The 17,262-nt window shown below is 60.1% G+C and carries 30 protein-coding genes; all 30 read left to right on the top strand.

Annotated features, from left to right (window positions below):
* Positions 1-122, top strand: a 122-nt coding sequence (locus tag ICI42_RS17680) for an EF-Tu C-terminal domain-related protein (RefSeq protein WP_456238706.1), incomplete at its 5' end; no start/stop codon positions are given.
* Positions 123-187: 65 nt separating this feature from the next.
* Positions 188-496 (top strand): 30S ribosomal protein S10, encoded by a 309-nt coding sequence (rpsJ, locus tag ICI42_RS17675; protein WP_007066362.1) that lies wholly within the window; start codon positions 188-190, stop codon positions 494-496.
* Between the two features lie 64 nt (positions 497-560).
* Positions 561-1,271 (top strand): 50S ribosomal protein L3, encoded by a 711-nt coding sequence (rplC, locus tag ICI42_RS17670; RefSeq protein ID WP_188165905.1) that lies wholly within the window; start codon positions 561-563, stop codon positions 1,269-1,271.
* Complete coding sequence (rplD, locus tag ICI42_RS17665) at positions 1,271-1,891, top strand: 50S ribosomal protein L4 (protein WP_188165904.1); 621 nt, start codon at positions 1,271-1,273, stop codon at positions 1,889-1,891. The genes rplC and rplD overlap by 1 nt, the downstream gene beginning before the upstream one ends.
* On the top strand, positions 1,888-2,184 hold the full coding sequence (locus ICI42_RS17660; RefSeq protein WP_188165903.1) for a 50S ribosomal protein L23: 297 nt from the start codon (positions 1,888-1,890) through the stop codon (positions 2,182-2,184). Before rplD ends, ICI42_RS17660 begins: the two co-directional genes overlap by 4 nt.
* 22 nt (positions 2,185-2,206) lie before the next feature.
* Positions 2,207-3,040 (top strand): 50S ribosomal protein L2, encoded by an 834-nt coding sequence (gene rplB, locus ICI42_RS17655; protein WP_188165902.1) that lies wholly within the window; start codon positions 2,207-2,209, stop codon positions 3,038-3,040.
* Between the two features lie 15 nt (positions 3,041-3,055).
* On the top strand, positions 3,056-3,334 hold the full coding sequence (gene rpsS, locus ICI42_RS17650; protein WP_188165901.1) for a 30S ribosomal protein S19: 279 nt from the start codon (positions 3,056-3,058) through the stop codon (positions 3,332-3,334).
* A 1-nt stretch (position 3,335) separates the two neighbouring features.
* Positions 3,336-3,725, top strand: coding sequence for a 50S ribosomal protein L22 (gene rplV, locus ICI42_RS17645; RefSeq protein WP_188165900.1), 390 nt, complete (start codon positions 3,336-3,338; stop codon positions 3,723-3,725).
* Entirely contained in the window at positions 3,725-4,444 is a 720-nt protein-coding gene (gene rpsC, locus ICI42_RS17640; protein ID WP_188165899.1) for a 30S ribosomal protein S3, read from the top strand. The genes rplV and rpsC overlap by 1 nt, the downstream gene beginning before the upstream one ends.
* Before the next feature lie 28 nt (positions 4,445-4,472).
* Positions 4,473-4,886 (top strand): 50S ribosomal protein L16, encoded by a 414-nt coding sequence (gene rplP / locus ICI42_RS17635; RefSeq protein ID WP_188165898.1) that lies wholly within the window; start codon positions 4,473-4,475, stop codon positions 4,884-4,886.
* Positions 4,887-4,899: 13 nt separating this feature from the next.
* The gene (rpmC, locus tag ICI42_RS17630) at positions 4,900-5,100 is read left to right on the top strand and encodes a 50S ribosomal protein L29 (protein WP_188165897.1); all 201 of its coding nucleotides are present in this window, start codon (positions 4,900-4,902) and stop codon (positions 5,098-5,100) included.
* Positions 5,101-5,111: 11 nt separating this feature from the next.
* Positions 5,112-5,351, top strand: coding sequence for a 30S ribosomal protein S17 (gene rpsQ, locus ICI42_RS17625; protein ID WP_188165896.1), 240 nt, complete (start codon positions 5,112-5,114; stop codon positions 5,349-5,351).
* Positions 5,352-5,419: 68 nt separating this feature from the next.
* A complete protein-coding gene (gene rplN, locus ICI42_RS17620) occupies positions 5,420-5,788 on the top strand; it encodes a 50S ribosomal protein L14 (RefSeq protein ID WP_006205457.1) in 369 nt (122 codons plus the stop codon).
* A gap of 12 nt (positions 5,789-5,800) precedes the next feature.
* Positions 5,801-6,112: a 50S ribosomal protein L24 gene (gene rplX / locus ICI42_RS17615; RefSeq protein WP_188165895.1), complete on the top strand. Its 312-nt coding sequence runs from the start codon at positions 5,801-5,803 to the stop codon at positions 6,110-6,112.
* Positions 6,105-6,662, top strand: a complete 558-nt coding sequence (gene rplE, locus ICI42_RS17610; RefSeq protein ID WP_188165894.1) for a 50S ribosomal protein L5 — start codon at positions 6,105-6,107, stop codon at positions 6,660-6,662. Before rplX ends, rplE begins: the two co-directional genes overlap by 8 nt.
* A 25-nt stretch (positions 6,663-6,687) precedes the next feature.
* Positions 6,688-6,993, top strand: coding sequence for a 30S ribosomal protein S14 (gene rpsN / locus ICI42_RS17605; protein WP_188165893.1), 306 nt, complete (start codon positions 6,688-6,690; stop codon positions 6,991-6,993).
* A gap of 12 nt (positions 6,994-7,005) precedes the next feature.
* Complete coding sequence (gene rpsH / locus ICI42_RS17600) at positions 7,006-7,404, top strand: 30S ribosomal protein S8 (RefSeq protein WP_188165892.1); 399 nt, start codon at positions 7,006-7,008, stop codon at positions 7,402-7,404.
* Positions 7,405-7,445: 41 nt separating this feature from the next.
* Positions 7,446-7,979 carry a 50S ribosomal protein L6 gene (rplF, locus tag ICI42_RS17595; protein WP_188165891.1) on the top strand — a complete coding sequence of 178 codons (534 nt, stop codon included), beginning with the start codon at positions 7,446-7,448 and terminating at the stop codon, positions 7,977-7,979.
* A gap of 84 nt (positions 7,980-8,063) precedes the next feature.
* Complete coding sequence (gene rplR, locus ICI42_RS17590) at positions 8,064-8,423, top strand: 50S ribosomal protein L18 (protein ID WP_188165890.1); 360 nt, start codon at positions 8,064-8,066, stop codon at positions 8,421-8,423.
* A gap of 79 nt (positions 8,424-8,502) precedes the next feature.
* Positions 8,503-9,069 (top strand): 30S ribosomal protein S5, encoded by a 567-nt coding sequence (rpsE, locus tag ICI42_RS17585; RefSeq protein ID WP_188165889.1) that lies wholly within the window; start codon positions 8,503-8,505, stop codon positions 9,067-9,069.
* A 23-nt stretch (positions 9,070-9,092) separates the two neighbouring features.
* Positions 9,093-9,290, top strand: a complete 198-nt coding sequence (gene rpmD / locus ICI42_RS17580; protein WP_188165888.1) for a 50S ribosomal protein L30 — start codon at positions 9,093-9,095, stop codon at positions 9,288-9,290.
* A gap of 21 nt (positions 9,291-9,311) precedes the next feature.
* Positions 9,312-9,785 (top strand): 50S ribosomal protein L15, encoded by a 474-nt coding sequence (rplO, locus tag ICI42_RS17575; RefSeq protein ID WP_188165887.1) that lies wholly within the window; start codon positions 9,312-9,314, stop codon positions 9,783-9,785.
* Positions 9,786-9,918: 133 nt separating this feature from the next.
* Positions 9,919-11,259: a preprotein translocase subunit SecY gene (gene secY, locus ICI42_RS17570; RefSeq protein ID WP_188165886.1), complete on the top strand. Its 1,341-nt coding sequence runs from the start codon at positions 9,919-9,921 to the stop codon at positions 11,257-11,259.
* On the top strand, positions 11,256-11,852 hold the full coding sequence (locus ICI42_RS17565) for an adenylate kinase (protein WP_188165885.1): 597 nt from the start codon (positions 11,256-11,258) through the stop codon (positions 11,850-11,852). Before secY ends, ICI42_RS17565 begins: the two co-directional genes overlap by 4 nt.
* A 197-nt stretch (positions 11,853-12,049) precedes the next feature.
* A complete protein-coding gene (gene rpsM, locus ICI42_RS17560; protein ID WP_188165884.1) occupies positions 12,050-12,418 on the top strand; it encodes a 30S ribosomal protein S13 in 369 nt (122 codons plus the stop codon).
* A 129-nt stretch (positions 12,419-12,547) separates the two neighbouring features.
* Positions 12,548-12,937, top strand: a complete 390-nt coding sequence (rpsK, locus tag ICI42_RS17555; protein ID WP_188165883.1) for a 30S ribosomal protein S11 — start codon at positions 12,548-12,550, stop codon at positions 12,935-12,937.
* Between the two features lie 99 nt (positions 12,938-13,036).
* Positions 13,037-14,047, top strand: a complete 1,011-nt coding sequence (locus ICI42_RS17550; RefSeq protein WP_188165882.1) for a DNA-directed RNA polymerase subunit alpha — start codon at positions 13,037-13,039, stop codon at positions 14,045-14,047.
* Between the two features lie 104 nt (positions 14,048-14,151).
* Positions 14,152-14,583 (top strand): 50S ribosomal protein L17, encoded by a 432-nt coding sequence (rplQ, locus tag ICI42_RS17545; protein ID WP_188165881.1) that lies wholly within the window; start codon positions 14,152-14,154, stop codon positions 14,581-14,583.
* A 20-nt stretch (positions 14,584-14,603) separates the two neighbouring features.
* Positions 14,604-15,692 carry an ankyrin repeat domain-containing protein gene (locus ICI42_RS24145; protein ID WP_330999190.1) on the top strand — a complete coding sequence of 363 codons (1,089 nt, stop codon included), beginning with the start codon at positions 14,604-14,606 and terminating at the stop codon, positions 15,690-15,692.
* An 81-nt stretch (positions 15,693-15,773) separates the two neighbouring features.
* Entirely contained in the window at positions 15,774-17,261 is a 1,488-nt protein-coding gene (locus ICI42_RS17535) for a DegQ family serine endoprotease (protein WP_188165880.1), read from the top strand.
* The last annotated feature ends 1 nt before the right edge of the window (position 17,262 follow it).

Below are 17,262 nucleotides of genomic sequence, written 5' to 3'. Positions count from 1 at the left end.
ACAACATCACGGTCGATGTCGAGCTGATCGTGCCGATCGCGATGGAAGAGCGCCTGCGCTTCGCCATCCGTGAAGGCGGCCGCACCGTCGGTGCAGGCATCGTCGCAGCTATCGTCGAGTAATCTGATTAACCGATCTGTCGCGGGCGGGAATTCGCCCGCGCCGCGCCAGAACAAGGAATAGACGCATGAACGGACAGAATATCCGCATCCGCCTTAAGGCGTTTGACCATCGGGTGCTCGACGCCTCGACCCGCGAAATCGTGTCGACGGCCAAGCGCACCGGCGCCAACGTGCGCGGGCCGATTCCGCTGCCCACGCGGATCGAGAAGTTCACGGTCAACCGGTCGCCTCATATCGACAAGAAGAGCCGCGAACAGTTCGAGATGCGTACGCACAAGCGGCTTCTCGATATTGTCGATCCGACCCCGCAGACCGTCGATGCACTTATGAAGCTCGACCTGGCTGCCGGTGTCGATGTCGAGATCAAGCTCTAACGAGCAAAAACATGAGCCGACCGGGCGAAAGCTCCTAAGGTTCCTCTGAAGGAAGAACGAGAAAATGCGTTCAGGTGTAATTGCACAGAAGGTGGGAATGACGCGCGTCTACAACGACGCCGGCGAGCATGTCCCCGTCACGGTTCTCCGTCTGGAGAATTGCCAGGTCGTGGCACAGCGCACGCAGGAGAAGAACGGCTACACTGCCGTCCAGCTCGGCGTCGGCCTCGCAAAGGTCAAGAACACGTCGAAGGCAATGCGCGGCCATTTCGCTGCTGCCTCCGTCGAACCCAAGGCCAAGGTCGCCGAGTTCCGCGTCTCCGCCGACAATATGCTGGACGTCGGCGCTGAGCTGACCGTGGAGCATTTCGTTGCCGGCCAGAAGGTGGACGTGACGGGAACGACCATCGGTAAGGGTTTCCAGGGTGTCATGAAGCGCTACAACTTCGGTGGTGGCCGCGCGACGCACGGTAACTCCGTTTCGCACCGTTCGCACGGTTCGACCGGTCAGCGCCAGGACCCCGGCAAGGTGTTCAAGGGCAAGAAGATGGCCGGCCACATGGGCGACACACGCGTCACCACCCAGAACGTGGAAGTCGTCTCGACCGACCTCGATCGCGGCCTGATCCTGATCCGCGGTGCGGTTCCGGGCAGCAAGGGCGCCTGGATCATGGTTCGCGACGCGGCCAAAGTTGCGCTGCCTGAGAACGCTCCGAAGCCGGCTGCATTCCGCGCCGCCAATAAAGAGGCTCCGGCTACTGAGGGAGCAGAATAATGGACATTTCGATCACAACCCTGGCCGGTAAAGAAGCCGGCAAGGTGCAGCTCTCGGACGAGATTTTCGGTCTCGACCCGCGCGAAGACATTTTGCAGCGCGTCGTGCGCTGGCAGCTTGCCAAGAAGCAGCAGGGCACGCACAAGGCCAAGGGCCGCGCCGAGATCGCGCGTACCGGCGCCAAGATGTACAAGCAGAAGGGTACGGGCCGTGCCCGTCACCATTCGGCTCGCGCTCCGCAGTTCCGCGGCGGCGGCAAGGCTCACGGCCCGGTCGTGCGCAGCCACGAGCATGACCTTCCCAAGAAGGTTCGCGCTCTCGGCCTGAAGCATGCCCTGTCAGCCAAGGCCAAGGCATCGAACCTGATCATCGTCGACGATCTGGCTCTCTCCGAGGCAAAGACGAAGGCGCTGATCGCAAACTTCGCCACGCTGGGCTTGACCAATGCGCTGGTGATCGGCGGTGCCGAGCTCGACGCCAACTTCAAGCTGGCTGCGACCAACATCCCGAACATCGATGTTCTGCCGATCCAGGGCATCAATGTTTACGACATTCTTCGCCGCGGCACGCTGGTCCTTTCCAAGGCCGCCGTCGAGGCTCTCGAGGAGCGCTTCAAATGACCACGGATCTTCGCCACTACGACGTGATCGTAAGCCCGGTCATCACTGAAAAGTCGACCATGGCTTCCGAATTCAACCAGGTCGTCTTCAATGTTGCCAAGAAGGCGACGAAGCCGGAAATCAAGGCTGCCATCGAAGCGCTGTTCGGCGTGAAGGTGATGGCCGTCAACACCCTGGTCCGCAAGGGCAAGGTGAAGCGCTTCCGCGGCACGATCGGCCGCCAGGGCGATGTCAAGAAGGCGGTAGTGACGCTGGCCGACGGCCAGTCGATCGACGTCGCGACTGGTCTCTGAGAAAGGCCGCGAGGACAGGACAATGGCACTTAAGAAATTCAAACCGGTAACGCCAAGTACCCGCCAGCTGGTCATCGTCGACCGCTCCGGTCTCTACAAGGGCAAGCCGGTCAAGGGCCTCACCGAAGGTCTGACCAAGTCGGGCGGCCGCAACAACTACGGCCGCATCACTGCCCGCTTCATCGGCGGCGGTCACAAGCGTTCTTATCGCATCATCGACTTCAAGCGTCGCAAGCTTGATGTCGCCGGCACGGTCGAGCGTCTTGAGTATGACCCGAACCGCACCGCGTTCATCGCTCTCATCAAGTATGAGGACGGCGAATTGAGCTACATCATCGCTCCGCAGCGTCTTGCTGCCGGCGACCAGGTCATTGCCAGCCAGTCGGCCGACGTTAAGCCGGGCAACGCGATGCCGCTTTCGGCGATGCCGGTGGGCACGATCGTCCACAACATCGAGCTGAAGCCGGGCAAGGGCGGCCAGGTCGCGCGTTCGGCAGGTGCTTACGCACAGCTCGTCGGTCGCGACCAGGGCATGGCGATCCTTCGCTTGAACTCGGGCGAACAGCGCATCGTCAGCGGTTCGTGCTTCGCCACGGTCGGCGCGGTGTCGAACCCGGACCACGGCAACATCAACGACGGCAAGGCCGGTCGTACGGTGTGGCGCGGTCGTCGTCCGCACAATCGCGGCGTCACCATGAACCCGGTCGATCACCCGCACGGCGGTGGTGAAGGCCGGACCTCGGGTGGCCGTCATCCGGTTACGCCCTGGGGCAAGCCCACCAAGGGTAAGAAGACCCGGTCCAACAAGGCGACCGATAAGTTCATCGTGCGCTCGCGTCATCAGCGCAAGAGCTAATAAGAGGTAACGCCAGTGACTCGTTCAGTCTGGAAAGGCCCGTTCGTCGACGGATATCTGCTCAAGAAAGCAGAGAAGGTTCGTGATGGCGGCCGTAATGAGGTGATCAAGATGTGGAGCCGTCGTTCCACAGTCCTGCCGCAGTTCGTCGGCCTCACCTTCGGTGTCTATAACGGCCAGAAGCATATCCCGGTCAACGTGAACGAGGACATGGTCGGCCACAAGTTCGGTGAGTTCGCTCCGACCCGTACCTACTACGGCCACGGCGCGGACAAGAAGGCGAAGAGGAAGTAACATGGGCAAGGCCAAGGCTCCGCGCAGGCTTGCTGACAACGAGGCACGTGCCGTTTTGCGCACGATCCGCGTCAGCCCGCAGAAGCTCAACCTGGTTGCCGCGCTCATCCGCGGCAAGAAGGTCGGGACCGCGCTTTCGGATCTCGAATTTTCGCGCAAGCGTATCGCTGGCACGGTGAAGAAGACGCTCGAATCGGCTATCGCAAACGCCGAGAACAATCACGACCTCGACGTCGACTCCCTAGTGGTGGCCGAGGCCTTTGTCGGCAAGTCGATCGTCATGAAGCGTTTCCACGCTCGTGGCCGCGGTCGCGCCAGCCGGATCGAGAAGCCGTTTTCGCACCTCACGATTGTCGTTCGTGAAGTCGAAGAGAAAGGGGAGGCCGCATAATGGGTCAGAAAATCAATCCAATTGGTCTTCGCCTCGGCATCAACCGCACCTGGGATTCGCGTTGGTTCGCGAACACCGGCGAGTACGGCAGGCTGCTGCATGAAGACATCAAGATCCGCAAGTATCTTGAGACCGAACTGAAGCAGGCCGCGATCTCGAAAGTCGTGATCGAGCGTCCGCACAAGAAGTGCCGCGTGACCATCCATGCTGCCCGTCCTGGCCTGATCATCGGCAAGAAGGGCGCGGACATCGAGAAGCTTCGCAAGAAGCTGACCGAAATGACGAAGGCGGAAACGCACCTCAACATCGTCGAGGTTCGCAAGCCTGAAATCGATGCCACGCTGGTTGCCCAGTCGATTGCCCAGCAGCTCGAGCGCCGTATCGCGTTCCGCCGGGCGATGAAGCGCGCCGTTCAGTCGGCCATGCGTCTGGGCGCCGAAGGCATCCGCATCAATTGCTCGGGCCGTCTCGGCGGCGCTGAGATCGCTCGTATGGAATGGTACCGCGAAGGTCGCGTTCCGTTGCACACCCTGCGCGCCGATGTCGACTACGGCACGGCTGAAGCCAAGACTGCCTATGGCATCTGCGGCGTCAAGGTCTGGGTGTTCAAGGGCGAGATTCTCGAGCATGACCCGATGGCGTCCGAACGCCGCGCGACGGAAGGCGATGCTTCGCATTCCAACGAGCGCAGCGGTGGTCGTCGCCGAGAGAACGCCTGAGCGGCAATAGGAATTTGGAGTTAGAACGATGCTGCAGCCAAAGCGCACGAAGTTCCGCAAGCAGTTCAAGGGCCGTATCCACGGTGCCGCAAAGGGCGGTACCAACCTGGATTTCGGTGGTTTCGGACTGAAGGCGCTGGAGCCGAACCGGGTTACCGCGCGTGAGATCGAAGCGGCCCGCCGCGCGATCACCCGCGAGATGAAGCGTCAGGGTCGCGTTTGGATCCGTATTTTCCCGGACGTTCCGGTCACTTCCAAGCCGACCGAAGTCCGTATGGGTAAGGGCAAGGGCGCCGTCGACTACTGGGCGGCGCGCATCAAGCCGGGCCGCGTCATGTTCGAGATCGACGGTGTCTCCGAGGAGATCGCGCGTGAAGCGCTTCGCCTCGGCGCCGCCAAGCTCTCGGTCAAGACACGCTTCGTTCAGCGTATTGCAGAATAAGGAAGGGCTGATTATGAAAGCCGCCGACATCAGGGCCAAGACCCAGGACCAGCTCACGGACGAGCTCGGAAGCCTCAAGAAAGAGCAGTTCAACCTGCGCTTCCAGAAGGCGACCGGCCAGCTCGAGAAGACCGCGCGCGTGAAGCAGGTTCGTAAGGACATTGCGCGTATCAAGACCATCGCCGCCGAGAAGTCGGCCGGCAAGAAGGCTTAAGGACGAGAACCATGCCAAAGCGCATTCTGCAGGGCGTCGTCGTCAGCGACAAGAACGAAAAGACGGTCGTCGTCAAAGTCGAACGGCGCTTCACGCATCCCGTGATGAAGAAGACCGTGCGCCAGACGAAGAAGTACAAGGCGCACGACGAAAACAACGCCTGCAAGGTGGGCGACACGGTTTTCATCCAGGAGTCGGCTCCGATCTCCAAGGACAAGACCTGGGTCGTCGTCCCCGCCGAACAGGCGTAACCGAGAATTTCAGACAAGCCGGGGAGGGCCGTTGCTCATCCCGTTAGAAAAGAAGAAGGCGGCCAGTCATGATTCAGATGCAAACAAACCTCGACGTGGCGGATAATTCCGGCGCCCGTCGTGTCATGTGCATCAAGGTGCTGGGCGGTTCCAAGCGGAAATACGCTTCGGTAGGCGACATCATCGTGGTGTCGATCAAGGAAGCCATCCCGCGTGGCCGCGTAAAGAAGGGCGATGTGATGAAGGCGGTCGTTGTACGCACCGCCAAGGACATCCGTCGCCCGGACGGCAGCGTGATCCGTTTCGACAAGAACGCAGCCGTTCTCGTCGACAACAAAAAAGAGCCGATCGGCACGCGTATCTTCGGGCCGGTTCCGCGCGAACTCCGCGCCAAGAACCACATGAAGATCATCTCGCTCGCGCCAGAAGTGCTTTAAGGAGCCGGAACAATGCAGAAGATCCGTAAAGGCGACAAGGTCGTCGTCCTGGCCGGCAAGGACAAGGGCCGCACTGGCGAAGTACTCGCCGTGCAGCCGAAGGAAGATACCGCGCTGGTGCGTGGCATCAACCTGATCCGCCGTCACCAGAAACAGTCCCAGTCCCAAGAGGGCGGGATCATCACCAAGGAAGCGCCTGTTCACCTTTCGAACATCGCGATTGCCGACCCCAAGGACGGCAAGCCGACCCGCGTCGGCTTCGACGTCAAGGACGGCAAGAAGGTGCGTGTCGCCAAGCGTTCGGGAGAAGTGATCAATGGCTAATACAGCTTATCAGCCGCGCCTGAAGACGGTCTATAACGAGACCATCCGCAAGGCCCTGCAGGAACAGTTCAACTACGACAACGAGATGCAGATTCCGCGTCTTGATAAGGTCGTTTTGAACATGGGCGTTGGTGAGGCGACTGCCGACTCCAAGAAGCCTACCGTCGCTGCGGAAGACCTGTCGATGATCGCCGGCCAGAAGGCTGTCGTGACCCGCGCCCGCACGTCCATCGCCGGCTTCAAAGTTCGCGAGAACATGCCGATCGGCGCAAAGGTGACGCTTCGCAAGGAGCGTATGTTCGAGTTCGTCGACCGCCTCGTGAACATCGCCTTGCCGCGCGTTCGCGACTTCCGGGGTCTGAACCCGAAGAGCTTCGATGGCCGTGGCAACTTCGCCATGGGCATCAAGGAACATATCGTTTTCCCCGAGATCAACTACGACAAGGTAGACCAGGTCTGGGGAATGGACATCATCGTTTGTACGACTGCCAAGACGGATGACGAAGCCCGGGCGCTGCTCAAGGCTTTGAACTTCCCCTTCCGGCAGTAACGGCAGCGAGAAAAGGAAATCTGAAATGGCAAAGACCAGCTCAGTCGAGAAGAACAACAAGCGCCGCAAGCTTGTCGACCAGTACGCTGCCAAGCGTAAGGTCCTCAAGGACATCATCATGGACCAGTCCAAGCCGATCGAAGAGCGTTTCCGCGCTCAGCTGAAGCTGGCTGCCCTGCCGCGCAATTCCGCGAAGATCCGTGTCCGCAACCGTTGCGAGATCACGGGTCGCCCGCGCGCTTATTATCGCAAGTTGAAGATGTCGCGTATCGCACTTCGCGAACTTGGCTCGCTGGGTGTCATCCCCGGCCTGGTCAAGTCGAGCTGGTAAGGAGGACATAAGATGTCATTGAGTGATCCTATCGGCGATATGCTGACCCGTATCCGGAATGCTTACGGCCGCCGGAAGACTTCCGTTTCCACGCCCGCTTCGACGCTTCGCGCTCGCGTTCTCGAAGTGCTGAAGACGGAAGGCTATATCCGGGACTACAGCCAGGCCGACTTCGGCAACGGCAAGTCCGAGATCGAAATCGAGCTGAAGTATTTCGACGGAGCCCCGGTCGTTCGCGAGATTTCGCGCGTTTCCAAGCCGGGTCGTCGCGTCTACGTCTCGGCCAAATCCATTCCGCAGGTCGCCAACGGTCTCGGCATCGCCATTCTTTCGACTCCGAAGGGCGTTATGGCCGACCATGAGGCACGTGAGAAGAACGTCGGCGGGGAAATCCTCTGCCAGGTGTTCTAGTTCGCAAGGCCTGAAACAATAAAAGTAACGAGGACAAGACCATGTCTCGTATTGGTAAGAAACCAGTTCAGCTTCCGCAGGGCGTAACCGCCTCCGTCGACGGTCAGACCGTCACGGCGAAAGGCCCCAAGGGTGAGCTCAAGTTCGTCGTCAATGACGAGGTTCTGGTAAAGTTCGAAGACGGCGAAATCTCCGTCCAGCCGCGTGACCAGTCCAAGGTTGCACGCTCCAAGTGGGGCATGTCCCGCACGCAGATCGTCAACATCCTTTCGGGTGTGAAGGACGGCTTCGAGAAGCGTCTCGAGATCAGCGGCGTCGGTTATCGTGCTGCACTTCAGGGCAAGAATCTACAGCTCGCTCTTGGCTTCAGCCACGATGTGGTCTACGAGGCCCCCGAGGGAATCACGCTGACCGTGCCGAAGCCGACGGAAATCGTTGTGTCGGGCATCGACAAGCAGCAGGTTGGCCAGGTTGCGGCCGAGATTCGCGAATATCGCAGCCCCGAGCCTTACAAGGGCAAGGGCGTTAAGTATGCTGGCGAGAAGATCGTCCGCAAAGAAGGCAAGAAGAAGTAACAACGCCGCGGTGCCTGGCCGCGGGAGGTCCCATGACCTACCGCACACGGACAGACCCGTTTCAGAAGGCAAGGAATTCGAACTATGGCTTCCAAGGAAACCACGCAGCGCCGCTCGTCGCGCGTTCGTCGTCAGATCAAGGCTGTTGCAAACGGTCGTCCGCGTCTGTCCGTTCACCGTACGTCGAAGAACATCTACGTTCAGCTGATCGACGACGCCAACGGTCACACGCTGGCTGCTGCTTCCACGCTTGAGAAGGACCTCAAGGGTTCGCTCAAGACCGGCGCCGACTCCGCTGCCGCCGCCGCTGTCGGCAAGCTGGTTGCAGAACGCGCCGTCAAAGCCGGCATCACGGATGTGGTGTTCGATCGCGGCGCTTACATCTATCACGGCCGCATCAAGGCGCTTGCCGATGCTGCCCGCGAAGGTGGCCTGAGCTTCTGATTTTTCACCGCCCGTCCTCTCCATGAAGAGGATGGGCTTTCAGCAACCCGTGCGTCCGGAAAAGAATAAGGAACAGGATATGGCACAGGAACGTAGGGACGACCGCAACCGCGGCGGCCGCGATCGCGAGGAACGCGATAGCGAGTTTGTCGACAAGCTGGTCCACATCAATCGCGTCGCCAAGGTCGTCAAGGGCGGCCGGCGTTTTGGTTTTGCAGCACTCGTCGTTGTTGGCGACCAGAAGGGCCGAGTAGGCTTTGGTCACGGCAAGGCACGTGAAGTGCCGGAAGCCATCCGCAAAGCCACCGAAGCTGCCAAGCGCGAACTGATCTTCGTTCCGCTGCGCTCGGGCCGTACTCTGCACCACGACGTCGAAGGCCGCTGGGGCGCAGGTCGCGTCCTGCTTCGCGCCGCGAAGCCCGGTACCGGAATCATCGCCGGCGGTCCGATGCGCGCCGTGTTCGAGACGCTCGGCATGCATGACGTGGTTGCCAAGTCGATGGGTTCGTCGAACCCGTACAACATGGTTCGCGCAACGTTCGACGCGCTGAAGAGCCAGATGCATCCGAAGGATGTGGCTGCGGCTCGCGGCATCAAGTATTCGACGCTTCAGGCACGCCGCGGCAACGCGGTCGCCGAAGAATAGTCGGCGGACCAGGGATCAAGACCATGGCCAAGACAGCTACCAAGACCATCACCGTCGAGCAGATCGGAAGCCCGATCCGCCGGCCCAAGGAGCAGCGTGCAACGTTGATCGGCCTCGGCCTGAACAAGATGCATCGCAAGAGCACGCTCGAGGACACGCCGTCCGTGCGCGGAATGATCGCTTCGGTCAACCATCTCGTCCGCGTTGTGGACGAGGCGTAAGTCGGGCGCAGGAGAACGATCATGAAACTCAACGATCTGCGTGACAACGAAGGCTCGACCCACGCCAAGAAGCGTCTTGGCCGTGGTATCGGCTCGGGTTCGGGCAAGACCGGCGGACGCGGCGTCAAGGGTCAGAAGGCACGTTCCGGCGTTGCCATCAACGGCTTCGAGGGCGGCCAGATGCCGCTTTATCGTCGTCTGCCCAAGCGCGGCTTCAACAACATCTTCGCGAAGGACTTCGTGTCCGTTTCGCTCGGACGCATCGAGAAGGCCATCGAGGCCAAGAAGTTCGATGCGAAAGAGACGGTGAATGCCGAGACGCTGCTTAAGGCTGGCATCATCCGCCGCGCCAAGGACGGCGTTCGCATCCTGTCGGATGGCGATCTCAAGACAAAGCTGGCCTTCGACGTGGCCGGCGCCTCCAAGGCTGCGATCGAGAAGATCGAGAAGGCCGGGGGATCGGTGAAGTTGCCCCAAAAGGCAGCCGCCGAATAATCAGGCTTACGAACAAGCGGCGGTAGAGATACCGCCGCTTGCATGTTGAGCCTCCGGAGCTTATCTCGTGGCTTCGGCGACACGCGCCGCGTCCCATCGCGGACGAGAAGCGTGATCAAGCGGAGAATTTTATATGGCATCGGCTGCAGAACAACTTGCATCCAATTTGAATTTCGCAGCCTTCGCCAAGGCCGAAGATCTGAAGAAGCGCATCTGGTTCACGCTGGGTGCGCTATTGGTTTATCGGCTGGGCACCTACATTCCGCTGCCGGGAATCAATCCCGACGCATTCGCCCAGGCTTTCACGCAGCAGAGCCGGGGCGTGCTGGGCGTGTTCAACATGTTCGCGGGCGGCGCCGTCGAGCGCATGGCGATCTTCGCCCTTGGCATCATGCCGTATATTTCCGCCTCCATCATCATGCAGCTCATGACGTCGGTCGTGCCGTCGCTTGAAGCGCTGAAGAAGGAAGGCGAGCAGGGCCGCAAGGTCATCAACCAGTACACCCGCTACGGCACCGTGTTGCTCGCAATCGTTCAGGCCTATGGTATTTCCGTTGGGCTCGAAGGCGGTAACAACATCGTCACCGACCCCGGCATGTTCTTCCGCATCTCGACCGTTATTACGCTTGTCGGCGGCACCATGTTCCTGATGTGGCTGGGCGAGCAGATCACCGCGCGTGGCATCGGCAACGGCATCTCGCTGATTATCTTCGCGGGCATCGTCGCCGGTCTTCCGAGCGCCATCAGCGGCACTCTTGAGCTTGGGCGCACCGGCGCTCTTTCGACCGGCCTGATCCTTGCGATCATCGTCATGGCTATCGCTGTTATCGCCATCATCGTGTTCTTCGAGCGCGCCCAGCGCCGCCTTCTGATCCAGTATCCGAAGCGCCAGGTGGGCAACCGCATGTTCCAGGGCGATACCTCGCATCTGCCGCTGAAGCTCAACACCGCCGGCGTCATCCCACCGATCTTCGCATCGTCGCTGCTGCTTCTGCCTGCGACCGTTGCCGGCTTCTCGGATCAGACCACGCTTCCGAACTGGGCAAGCGGCGTTCTTTCGGCGCTCGGACATGGCCAGCCGCTGTATATGGCGATGTATGCGGCGATGATCGTGTTCTTCGCGTTCTTCTACACCGCGATCGTCTTCAACCCGAAGGATACGGCTGACCAGCTCAAGAAGCACTCCGGATTCATCCCGGGCTATCGCCCCGGCGAGCGTACCGCCGAGTATATCGATTATGTGCTGACGCGCATCACCGTCATCGGCGCGGCCTATCTTGTTCTTATCTGTCTGTTCCCCGAATTTCTCATTTCGGCGACGGGTGTTCCGTTCTACCTTGGCGGCACGTCGCTGCTGATCGTAGTGAGCGTCACGCTCGATACGGTGGCACAGATTCAAGGACATTTGATTGCCCATCAGTATGAAGGGCTGATCAAGAAGTCGAAGTTGCGTGGGGGGAAGAGGGGACGATGAGACTCATACTGCTGGGACCGCCCGGAGCGGGCAAGGGAACACAGGCCAAGATTCTCACCGAGAAGTATGGCATTCCCCAGTTGTCGACCGGCGACATGTTGCGCGCAGCGGTGAAGGCAGGGACGGAAGTCGGTCTGCGCGCGAAGTCGGTGATGGATTCTGGCGGACTGGTTTCCGACGAGATCGTCAATGCCATCGTAGCGGATCGTGTCGGCGAGCCTGACTGCTCCAAGGGGTTCATTCTCGACGGCTATCCGAGAACCGTTCCCCAAGCCAAGGCACTCACCGAGATCCTGGCCGAGAAAGACCTCGCGCTCGACGCGGTTGTCGAGTTGAAGGTCGACGAAGCGGCGCTTATCAAGCGCATCGAGACCCGCGTTGCCGAGACGATTGCCGCGGGTGGTACTGTTCGCGCGGATGACAATCCCGAATCGTTCAAGAAGCGGCTCGTCGAATATCGTGAGAAGACCGCGCCGCTGTCTTCGTATTATGCCGGCATCGGCGAACTGAAGATGGTGGATGGCATGGCGGACATGTCCGCGGTCACCGCTCAGATCGAAGATGTGCTCAAGGAAACGGCCTCGGCAGGCTGATTGCCGAAAGCCGGTGCCTTGCTGTTGACTTTTGTTAACTGCTGATCTATAGCGCCCCGTCTCCCAATAGCTGCGAGGTGGGGCGCCTGTTTGGCGTCGTGCTTATGCATGCGTCGGGAATTCCCGCAAGGGCCGGCCTCCACCGGACGCGGGGCAAACTCAAACGCCGGGTAAGCCGGCCTAGATGGAGATATGAAATGGCTCGTATAGCCGGCGTCAATATTCCGACCAACAAGCGCGTCGTCATCGCGTTGCAGTACATCCACGGCATCGGCGCCAAGTTCGCCCAGGAGATCGTCGAGAAAGTCGGCATCCCGGCTGAGCGTCGCGTCAACCAGCTGACGGATGCCGAAGTTCTGCAGATCCGCGAAACCATCGACCGCGATTATCAGGTCGAGGGCGATCTTCGCCGTGAAGTTTCCATGAACATCAAGCGTCTGATGGATCTGGGCTGCTACCGCGGCCTGCGTCACCGTCGTTCGCTGCCGGTTCGCGGTCAGCGTACCCACACGAACGCCCGCACCCGCAAGGGTCCTGCCAAGGCGATCGCCGGTAAGAAGAAGTAATTGAGCGAATAGGGTTTAGCGAGTGGCGAATAGGGGCTTTCCCTACTCGCTATTTGCTGTGTCGCTACTCGCTCCCTAGGTGTAGCCGCTGGCATTACGGCGGCGTAGAGATCGAAAGAAAGGACTAAGATGGCCAAGGAAGCCACACGCGTTCGCCGTCGCGAACGCAAGAACATCTCGTCGGGCGTCGCTCACGTGAATTCGACCTTCAACAACACGATGATCACCATCACCGATGCGCAGGGCAACTCGATTGCCTGGTCGTCGGCCGGCGCGCAGGGCTTCAAAGGCTCGCGCAAGTCCACACCGTTCGCAGCGCAGATGGCTGCTGAAGATGCTGCCAAGAAGGCCCAGGAACATGGCATGCGCACCCTCGAAGTCGAGGTTTGCGGACCCGGTTCGGGACGTGAGTCCGCACTCCGTGCGCTGCAGGCTGCCGGCTTCACGATTACGTCGATTCGCGACGTGACGCCGATCCCGCACAATGGTTGCCGTCCGCGCAAGAAGCGTCGCGTCTAACCATTCACCCGCCGTGCGGGCGCGGTTGGCGCGATCCTTCACGGCTTCCAGGTCGCCCATCACGATTGAATGGTGATGGGGTAACGGAAGGAAGTCACAATGATTCAAAAAAACTGGCAAGAACTGATCAAGCCGAACAAGGTTGAGTTCTCTTCCAAGAACAAGACCTTGACGACGCTTGTTGCCGAACCGCTGGAGCGTGGCTTCGGTCTGACGCTCGGCAACGCGCTGCGTCGCGTGCTGCTGTCGTCGCTGCGCGGCGCTGCCGTCACTGCGGTGCAGATCGACGGCGTGCTGCATGAGTTCTCCTCGATCCCGGGCGTTCGCGAGGACGTTACCGACATCGTTCTCAACATCAAGGAAATCGCTATCCGCATGGAAGGCGATGGTCCCAAGCGCATGGTCGTGCGCAAGCAAGGCCCCGGCGCCGTGCTCGCCGGCGACATCCAGACAGTTGGCGATGTCGAGATCCTGAATCCCGACCACGTCATCTGCACGCTGGACGAGGGCGCTGAAATCCGCATGGAATTCACCGTCGACACCGGCAAGGGCTATGTGCCCGCGGACCGCAACCGCGCCGAAGACGCGCCGATCGGCCTGATCCCGGTCGACAGCCTGTATTCGCCGGTCAAGAAGGTGTCCTACAAGATCGAGAACACCCGCCACGGCGAAGAACTCGACAAGGACAAGCTGATCATGACCATCGAGACCGATGGTTCGATCACCGGCGAAGACGCGGTGGCATTTGCCGCCCGCATCCTGCAGGACCAGCTTGCTCTGTTCGTCAACTTCGACGAGCCGCAGAAGGAAGTGGCTTCCGAACAGGTCACCGAACTCGCCTTCAACCCGGCGCTGCTGAAGAAGGTCGACGAACTCGAGCTTTCGGTGCGTTCGGCCAACTGCCTGAAGAACGACAACATCGTCTATATCGGCGATCTCATCCAGAAGACGGAAGCAGAGATGCTGCGGACGCCGAACTTCGGCCGCAAGTCTCTGAACGAGATCAAGGAAGTTCTGGCAGCGATGGGCCTGCATCTCGGCATGGAAGTGCCGGACTGGCCGCCGGAAAACATCGACGATCTCGCGAAGCGTTACGAAGACCAGTATTGAGCATGATTCCAAGGATCGGCGGCGCAAGCCGTCTGGTCCGACGGTCATGCGGAAAATCATCAGAGGCCGTGGCCTCTTGAACAACGAAAAGAAGGATAAGAGCCATGCGCCACGGTTTCAAAGGCCGCCGTTTTGCACGCAGTGTAAGCCATCGGAAGGCGATGTTCGCCAACCTCGCAGTCTCGCTGCTCGAGCACGAGCAGATCGTCACCACGCTTCCCAAGGCGAAGGACCTGCGTCCGATCGTCGAGAAGCTGGTCACGCTCGGCAAGCGCGGTGACCTGCACGCCCGCCGTCAGGTTATTGCCCAGATCGGCAATGAAGGCGTCGTCAAGCGCCTGTTCGACACGATCGCTCCGCGCTATGCCAACCGCAACGGCGGCTACCTTCGCATCATGAAGGCAGGCTTCCGCCAGGGCGACAACGCTCCGCTGGCAGTCATCGAGTTCGTCGAGCGCGATGTTGATGCCAAGGGTGCCAAGGACCGCGCTCGCCTCGAGGCAGAAGCTGCCAATGAGGAATCCGAAGCGGCTTGATTTCTGGCTGATAGCCGGATGTGAAGAAGGGCTCGCTTGCGGGCCCTTTTTTGTTGCGCTTCGTTCAGTATGTTCAGGTCCAGGATGGTGAGGACATGATTGGAAGATGGGCAGGGATAGCGCTGGTGGTGATGGCTGCTTGGGTGCAGCCCGCCTATGCGGGGAAGGCGTCGATGTTGATGCAGGCGGTCGTCGCGGGTGACGTTGAACAAGTCAGGGAGATTGTGCGCTCCGGGGCCGATCTTGAGGTGCGCGATCCGCAGGGTCGCACAGCGCTTCTGTTGGCCACGCGCGGCGACCATGTCGGAGTTGCCGAACTGCTGATCGAGGCCGGGGCAGATGTCAACGCGAAGGACTCGATAGAAGACACGCCCTATCTGTATGCGGGAGCCGAAGGACGCGACGATATCCTTAAGCTGATCCTGGCGAGCGGCCGAGCGAATCTCAAGGACACCAACCGTTATGGCGGCACCGCGCTCATCCCGGCTGCGCACCACGGTCATCTTTCAACCGTGACGCTGCTGATAGAAGCCGGCGTAGACGTTAATCACATCAACCGCCTTGGTTGGACCGCCCTGATGGAAGCCGTCATCCTGGGCGATGGCAGCGAAAATTATCGCTATATTGTCGACGCGCTCATTTGGGCCGGTGCCCGCAATCTGCCTGATAATGAAGGCAAGACGCCGTTGGAACACGCCAGGGAGCGCGGCTACGGTGAAATTGCAGTCATTATCGGCACGGCGCGCGACTGGCGGTTCGTTGACGAGGTTCCAAGTGCAGCGGAAACAATCCGGATCGGAGAGATTCTGGAAAGTGCTAAAGATAAAGATTGGAATGCATTCACTGCTCTTAATGACCGGCCTTTCAACAATGCCCAAGCTGCAAAAGAGCTGTTTGAGAAGCTCGATGGCCTTTCTCATGTGCAGACATCCAATTGGAAAACGGATTTGGATGTGGTCGTCGTAAACGATGGTCACCGTATTCTACGTCTCAGGCTACCGTCTTTAAAACCCGACGAGCCCTATGCAATTTTGATGGTCATGAATGTCGGTGAAGCTGAGACGCCTGTTTTTGACCTGATGGTCTTCATGCTCGAACCGCAATTTTAAACTCGATTTCGAGCCAGAGCCTTTCAATTTGCACAATCCTGATGACAAATGCCGCCCACTAGGACCTGGAAGGATTCGTTCATGCGCGTGAAGTCGGTATCGGTGTTCCTGCTTGGAGGGTGGCTGACTTATGCCGGCGTCGCCTCGGCTCAGGATGCCCAACCAAAGCTGCCTGAGAATCCCAATCCCGGCTTGTCAGATGTGATCACCGATCTTCTGCGCGGCAACCAGGATCCGAATGCGCCGGCCGCGCCCAACCGCGTGCCGCTCGGTCGCGACCAGATGCAACTGTCCTTTGCGCCGCTGGTCAAACAGACGGCGCCGGCGGTGGTCAACGTCTACGCCTCGCAGCAGACGCGGGCGAGGTCGCCTTTCGAAGGCGATCCGTTCTTCGAGCAGTTCTTTGGAGGCAAGACGCCGCGTCGGGCACAGTCGCTCGGCTCGGGTGTTCTGGTCGATCCTTCGGGTATCGTTGTCACCAACAACCACGTCATCCGTGACGCCGATCAGGTCAAAGTTGCCTTGTCGGACGGACGCGAATTCGAAAGTAAGATTCTGCTCAAGGATGAGACGCTCGATCTCGCAGTTTTGAAGATCGAATCCGACAAGCCGTTTCCGGTGATCGGCATTGGCGATTCCGACGCGCTGGAGGTTGGCGATCTGGTGCTGGCCATCGGCAATCCGTTCGGCGTCGGGCAGACGACGACCAGCGGCATCGTCTCTGCACTTGCCCGCACCCATATCGGCGTCAACGATTTTGGGTTTTTCATCCAGACGGATGCGGCCATCAACCCCGGCAATTCGGGTGGCGCGCTGATCAATATGGGCGGCCAACTTGCCGGCATCAACACCGCTATCTTCAGCCGCAGCGGCGGCTCCATCGGTATCGGTTTTGCCATTCCATCCAACATGGTTCGCGCTTTCGTGGATGCTGCCAAGAATGGCAGTACGTTTTTCGAGCGTCCGTTCATCGGCGCGGTCTTCGAGCCGGTCACGTCGCAGATTGCCGAATCGCTCGGCATGGAGCGTCCATTCGGAGCGTTGGTGTCGTCGGTGACGACGGAGGGTCCGGCGGCCAAGGCAGGGCTTAAGCCCGGCGACGTGGTCATGTCCCTCGACAATGTCGCGGTCGAGCATGTGGAAGCCCTCGACTATCGCCTGGCCACCCGGCCGATCGGTTCCAAGGTTGTGCTCGCGGTGTTCAGCAAGGGTGAGGAAAAGGCTTTGGAGGTCGCTCTCGAGCGAGCGCCCGAGGGTATGAAATCGACCGAACTGACTTTGGGCGGACGCAGCCCGTTTGCCGGCGCGAAGGTGGCTGAGCTTTCGCCCAGGCTCGCGCAGAGATTGCGAGTCGACGCAGATGCCAAGGGTGTCGCGGTGATCGATGTCGACCGCGGCTCGCCCGCCGCTGGCTTCGGCTTTCGTCCTGGCGACATCGTGCGCGAATTGAACGGCGAAACCATCGACAGCACGGAGAAGCTGAAGGCGCTTGCCGAACAGGACACGCGCTGGTGGCGCTTTACCGTAGAACGCGACGGGCGCATCATGCGCCAGATGTTGCGCTACTAGC

The sequence above is a fragment of the Oryzicola mucosus genome (genome assembly GCF_014534685.1).
Classification (GTDB): Bacteria; Pseudomonadota; Alphaproteobacteria; order Rhizobiales; family Rhizobiaceae; genus Oryzicola; species Oryzicola mucosus.
The sequence above is the reverse complement of the archived record's forward strand: the minus strand, read 5'-3'. Positions and strand labels throughout refer to the sequence as shown.

Excerpts from the sequence above, each read along its gene's own strand:
- rpsJ (WP_007066362.1), top strand. The coding sequence starts at position 188 with ATGAACGGACAGAATATCCGCATCCGCCTTAAGGCGTTTGACCATCGG.
- rplC (WP_188165905.1), top strand. The coding sequence starts at position 561 with ATGCGTTCAGGTGTAATTGCACAGAAGGTGGGAATGACGCGCGTCTAC.
- rplD (WP_188165904.1), top strand. The coding sequence starts at position 1,271 with ATGGACATTTCGATCACAACCCTGGCCGGTAAAGAAGCCGGCAAGGTG.
- ICI42_RS17660 (WP_188165903.1), top strand. The coding sequence starts at position 1,888 with ATGACCACGGATCTTCGCCACTACGACGTGATCGTAAGCCCGGTCATC.
- rplB (WP_188165902.1), top strand. The coding sequence starts at position 2,207 with ATGGCACTTAAGAAATTCAAACCGGTAACGCCAAGTACCCGCCAGCTG.
- rplV (WP_188165900.1), top strand. The coding sequence starts at position 3,336 with ATGGGCAAGGCCAAGGCTCCGCGCAGGCTTGCTGACAACGAGGCACGT.
- rpsC (WP_188165899.1), top strand. The coding sequence starts at position 3,725 with ATGGGTCAGAAAATCAATCCAATTGGTCTTCGCCTCGGCATCAACCGC.
- rplP (WP_188165898.1), top strand. The coding sequence starts at position 4,473 with ATGCTGCAGCCAAAGCGCACGAAGTTCCGCAAGCAGTTCAAGGGCCGT.
- rpmC (WP_188165897.1), top strand. The coding sequence starts at position 4,900 with ATGAAAGCCGCCGACATCAGGGCCAAGACCCAGGACCAGCTCACGGAC.
- rpsQ (WP_188165896.1), top strand. The coding sequence starts at position 5,112 with ATGCCAAAGCGCATTCTGCAGGGCGTCGTCGTCAGCGACAAGAACGAA.
- rplN (WP_006205457.1), top strand. The coding sequence starts at position 5,420 with ATGATTCAGATGCAAACAAACCTCGACGTGGCGGATAATTCCGGCGCC.
- rplX (WP_188165895.1), top strand. The coding sequence starts at position 5,801 with ATGCAGAAGATCCGTAAAGGCGACAAGGTCGTCGTCCTGGCCGGCAAG.
- rplE (WP_188165894.1), top strand. The coding sequence starts at position 6,105 with ATGGCTAATACAGCTTATCAGCCGCGCCTGAAGACGGTCTATAACGAG.
- rpsN (WP_188165893.1), top strand. The coding sequence starts at position 6,688 with ATGGCAAAGACCAGCTCAGTCGAGAAGAACAACAAGCGCCGCAAGCTT.
- rpsH (WP_188165892.1), top strand. The coding sequence starts at position 7,006 with ATGTCATTGAGTGATCCTATCGGCGATATGCTGACCCGTATCCGGAAT.
- rplF (WP_188165891.1), top strand. The coding sequence starts at position 7,446 with ATGTCTCGTATTGGTAAGAAACCAGTTCAGCTTCCGCAGGGCGTAACC.
- rplR (WP_188165890.1), top strand. The coding sequence starts at position 8,064 with ATGGCTTCCAAGGAAACCACGCAGCGCCGCTCGTCGCGCGTTCGTCGT.
- rpsE (WP_188165889.1), top strand. The coding sequence starts at position 8,503 with ATGGCACAGGAACGTAGGGACGACCGCAACCGCGGCGGCCGCGATCGC.
- rpmD (WP_188165888.1), top strand. The coding sequence starts at position 9,093 with ATGGCCAAGACAGCTACCAAGACCATCACCGTCGAGCAGATCGGAAGC.
- rplO (WP_188165887.1), top strand. The coding sequence starts at position 9,312 with ATGAAACTCAACGATCTGCGTGACAACGAAGGCTCGACCCACGCCAAG.
- secY (WP_188165886.1), top strand. The coding sequence starts at position 9,919 with ATGGCATCGGCTGCAGAACAACTTGCATCCAATTTGAATTTCGCAGCC.
- ICI42_RS17565 (WP_188165885.1), top strand. The coding sequence starts at position 11,256 with ATGAGACTCATACTGCTGGGACCGCCCGGAGCGGGCAAGGGAACACAG.
- rpsM (WP_188165884.1), top strand. The coding sequence starts at position 12,050 with ATGGCTCGTATAGCCGGCGTCAATATTCCGACCAACAAGCGCGTCGTC.
- rpsK (WP_188165883.1), top strand. The coding sequence starts at position 12,548 with ATGGCCAAGGAAGCCACACGCGTTCGCCGTCGCGAACGCAAGAACATC.
- ICI42_RS17550 (WP_188165882.1), top strand. The coding sequence starts at position 13,037 with ATGATTCAAAAAAACTGGCAAGAACTGATCAAGCCGAACAAGGTTGAG.
- rplQ (WP_188165881.1), top strand. The coding sequence starts at position 14,152 with ATGCGCCACGGTTTCAAAGGCCGCCGTTTTGCACGCAGTGTAAGCCAT.
- ICI42_RS17535 (WP_188165880.1), top strand. The coding sequence starts at position 15,774 with ATGCGCGTGAAGTCGGTATCGGTGTTCCTGCTTGGAGGGTGGCTGACT.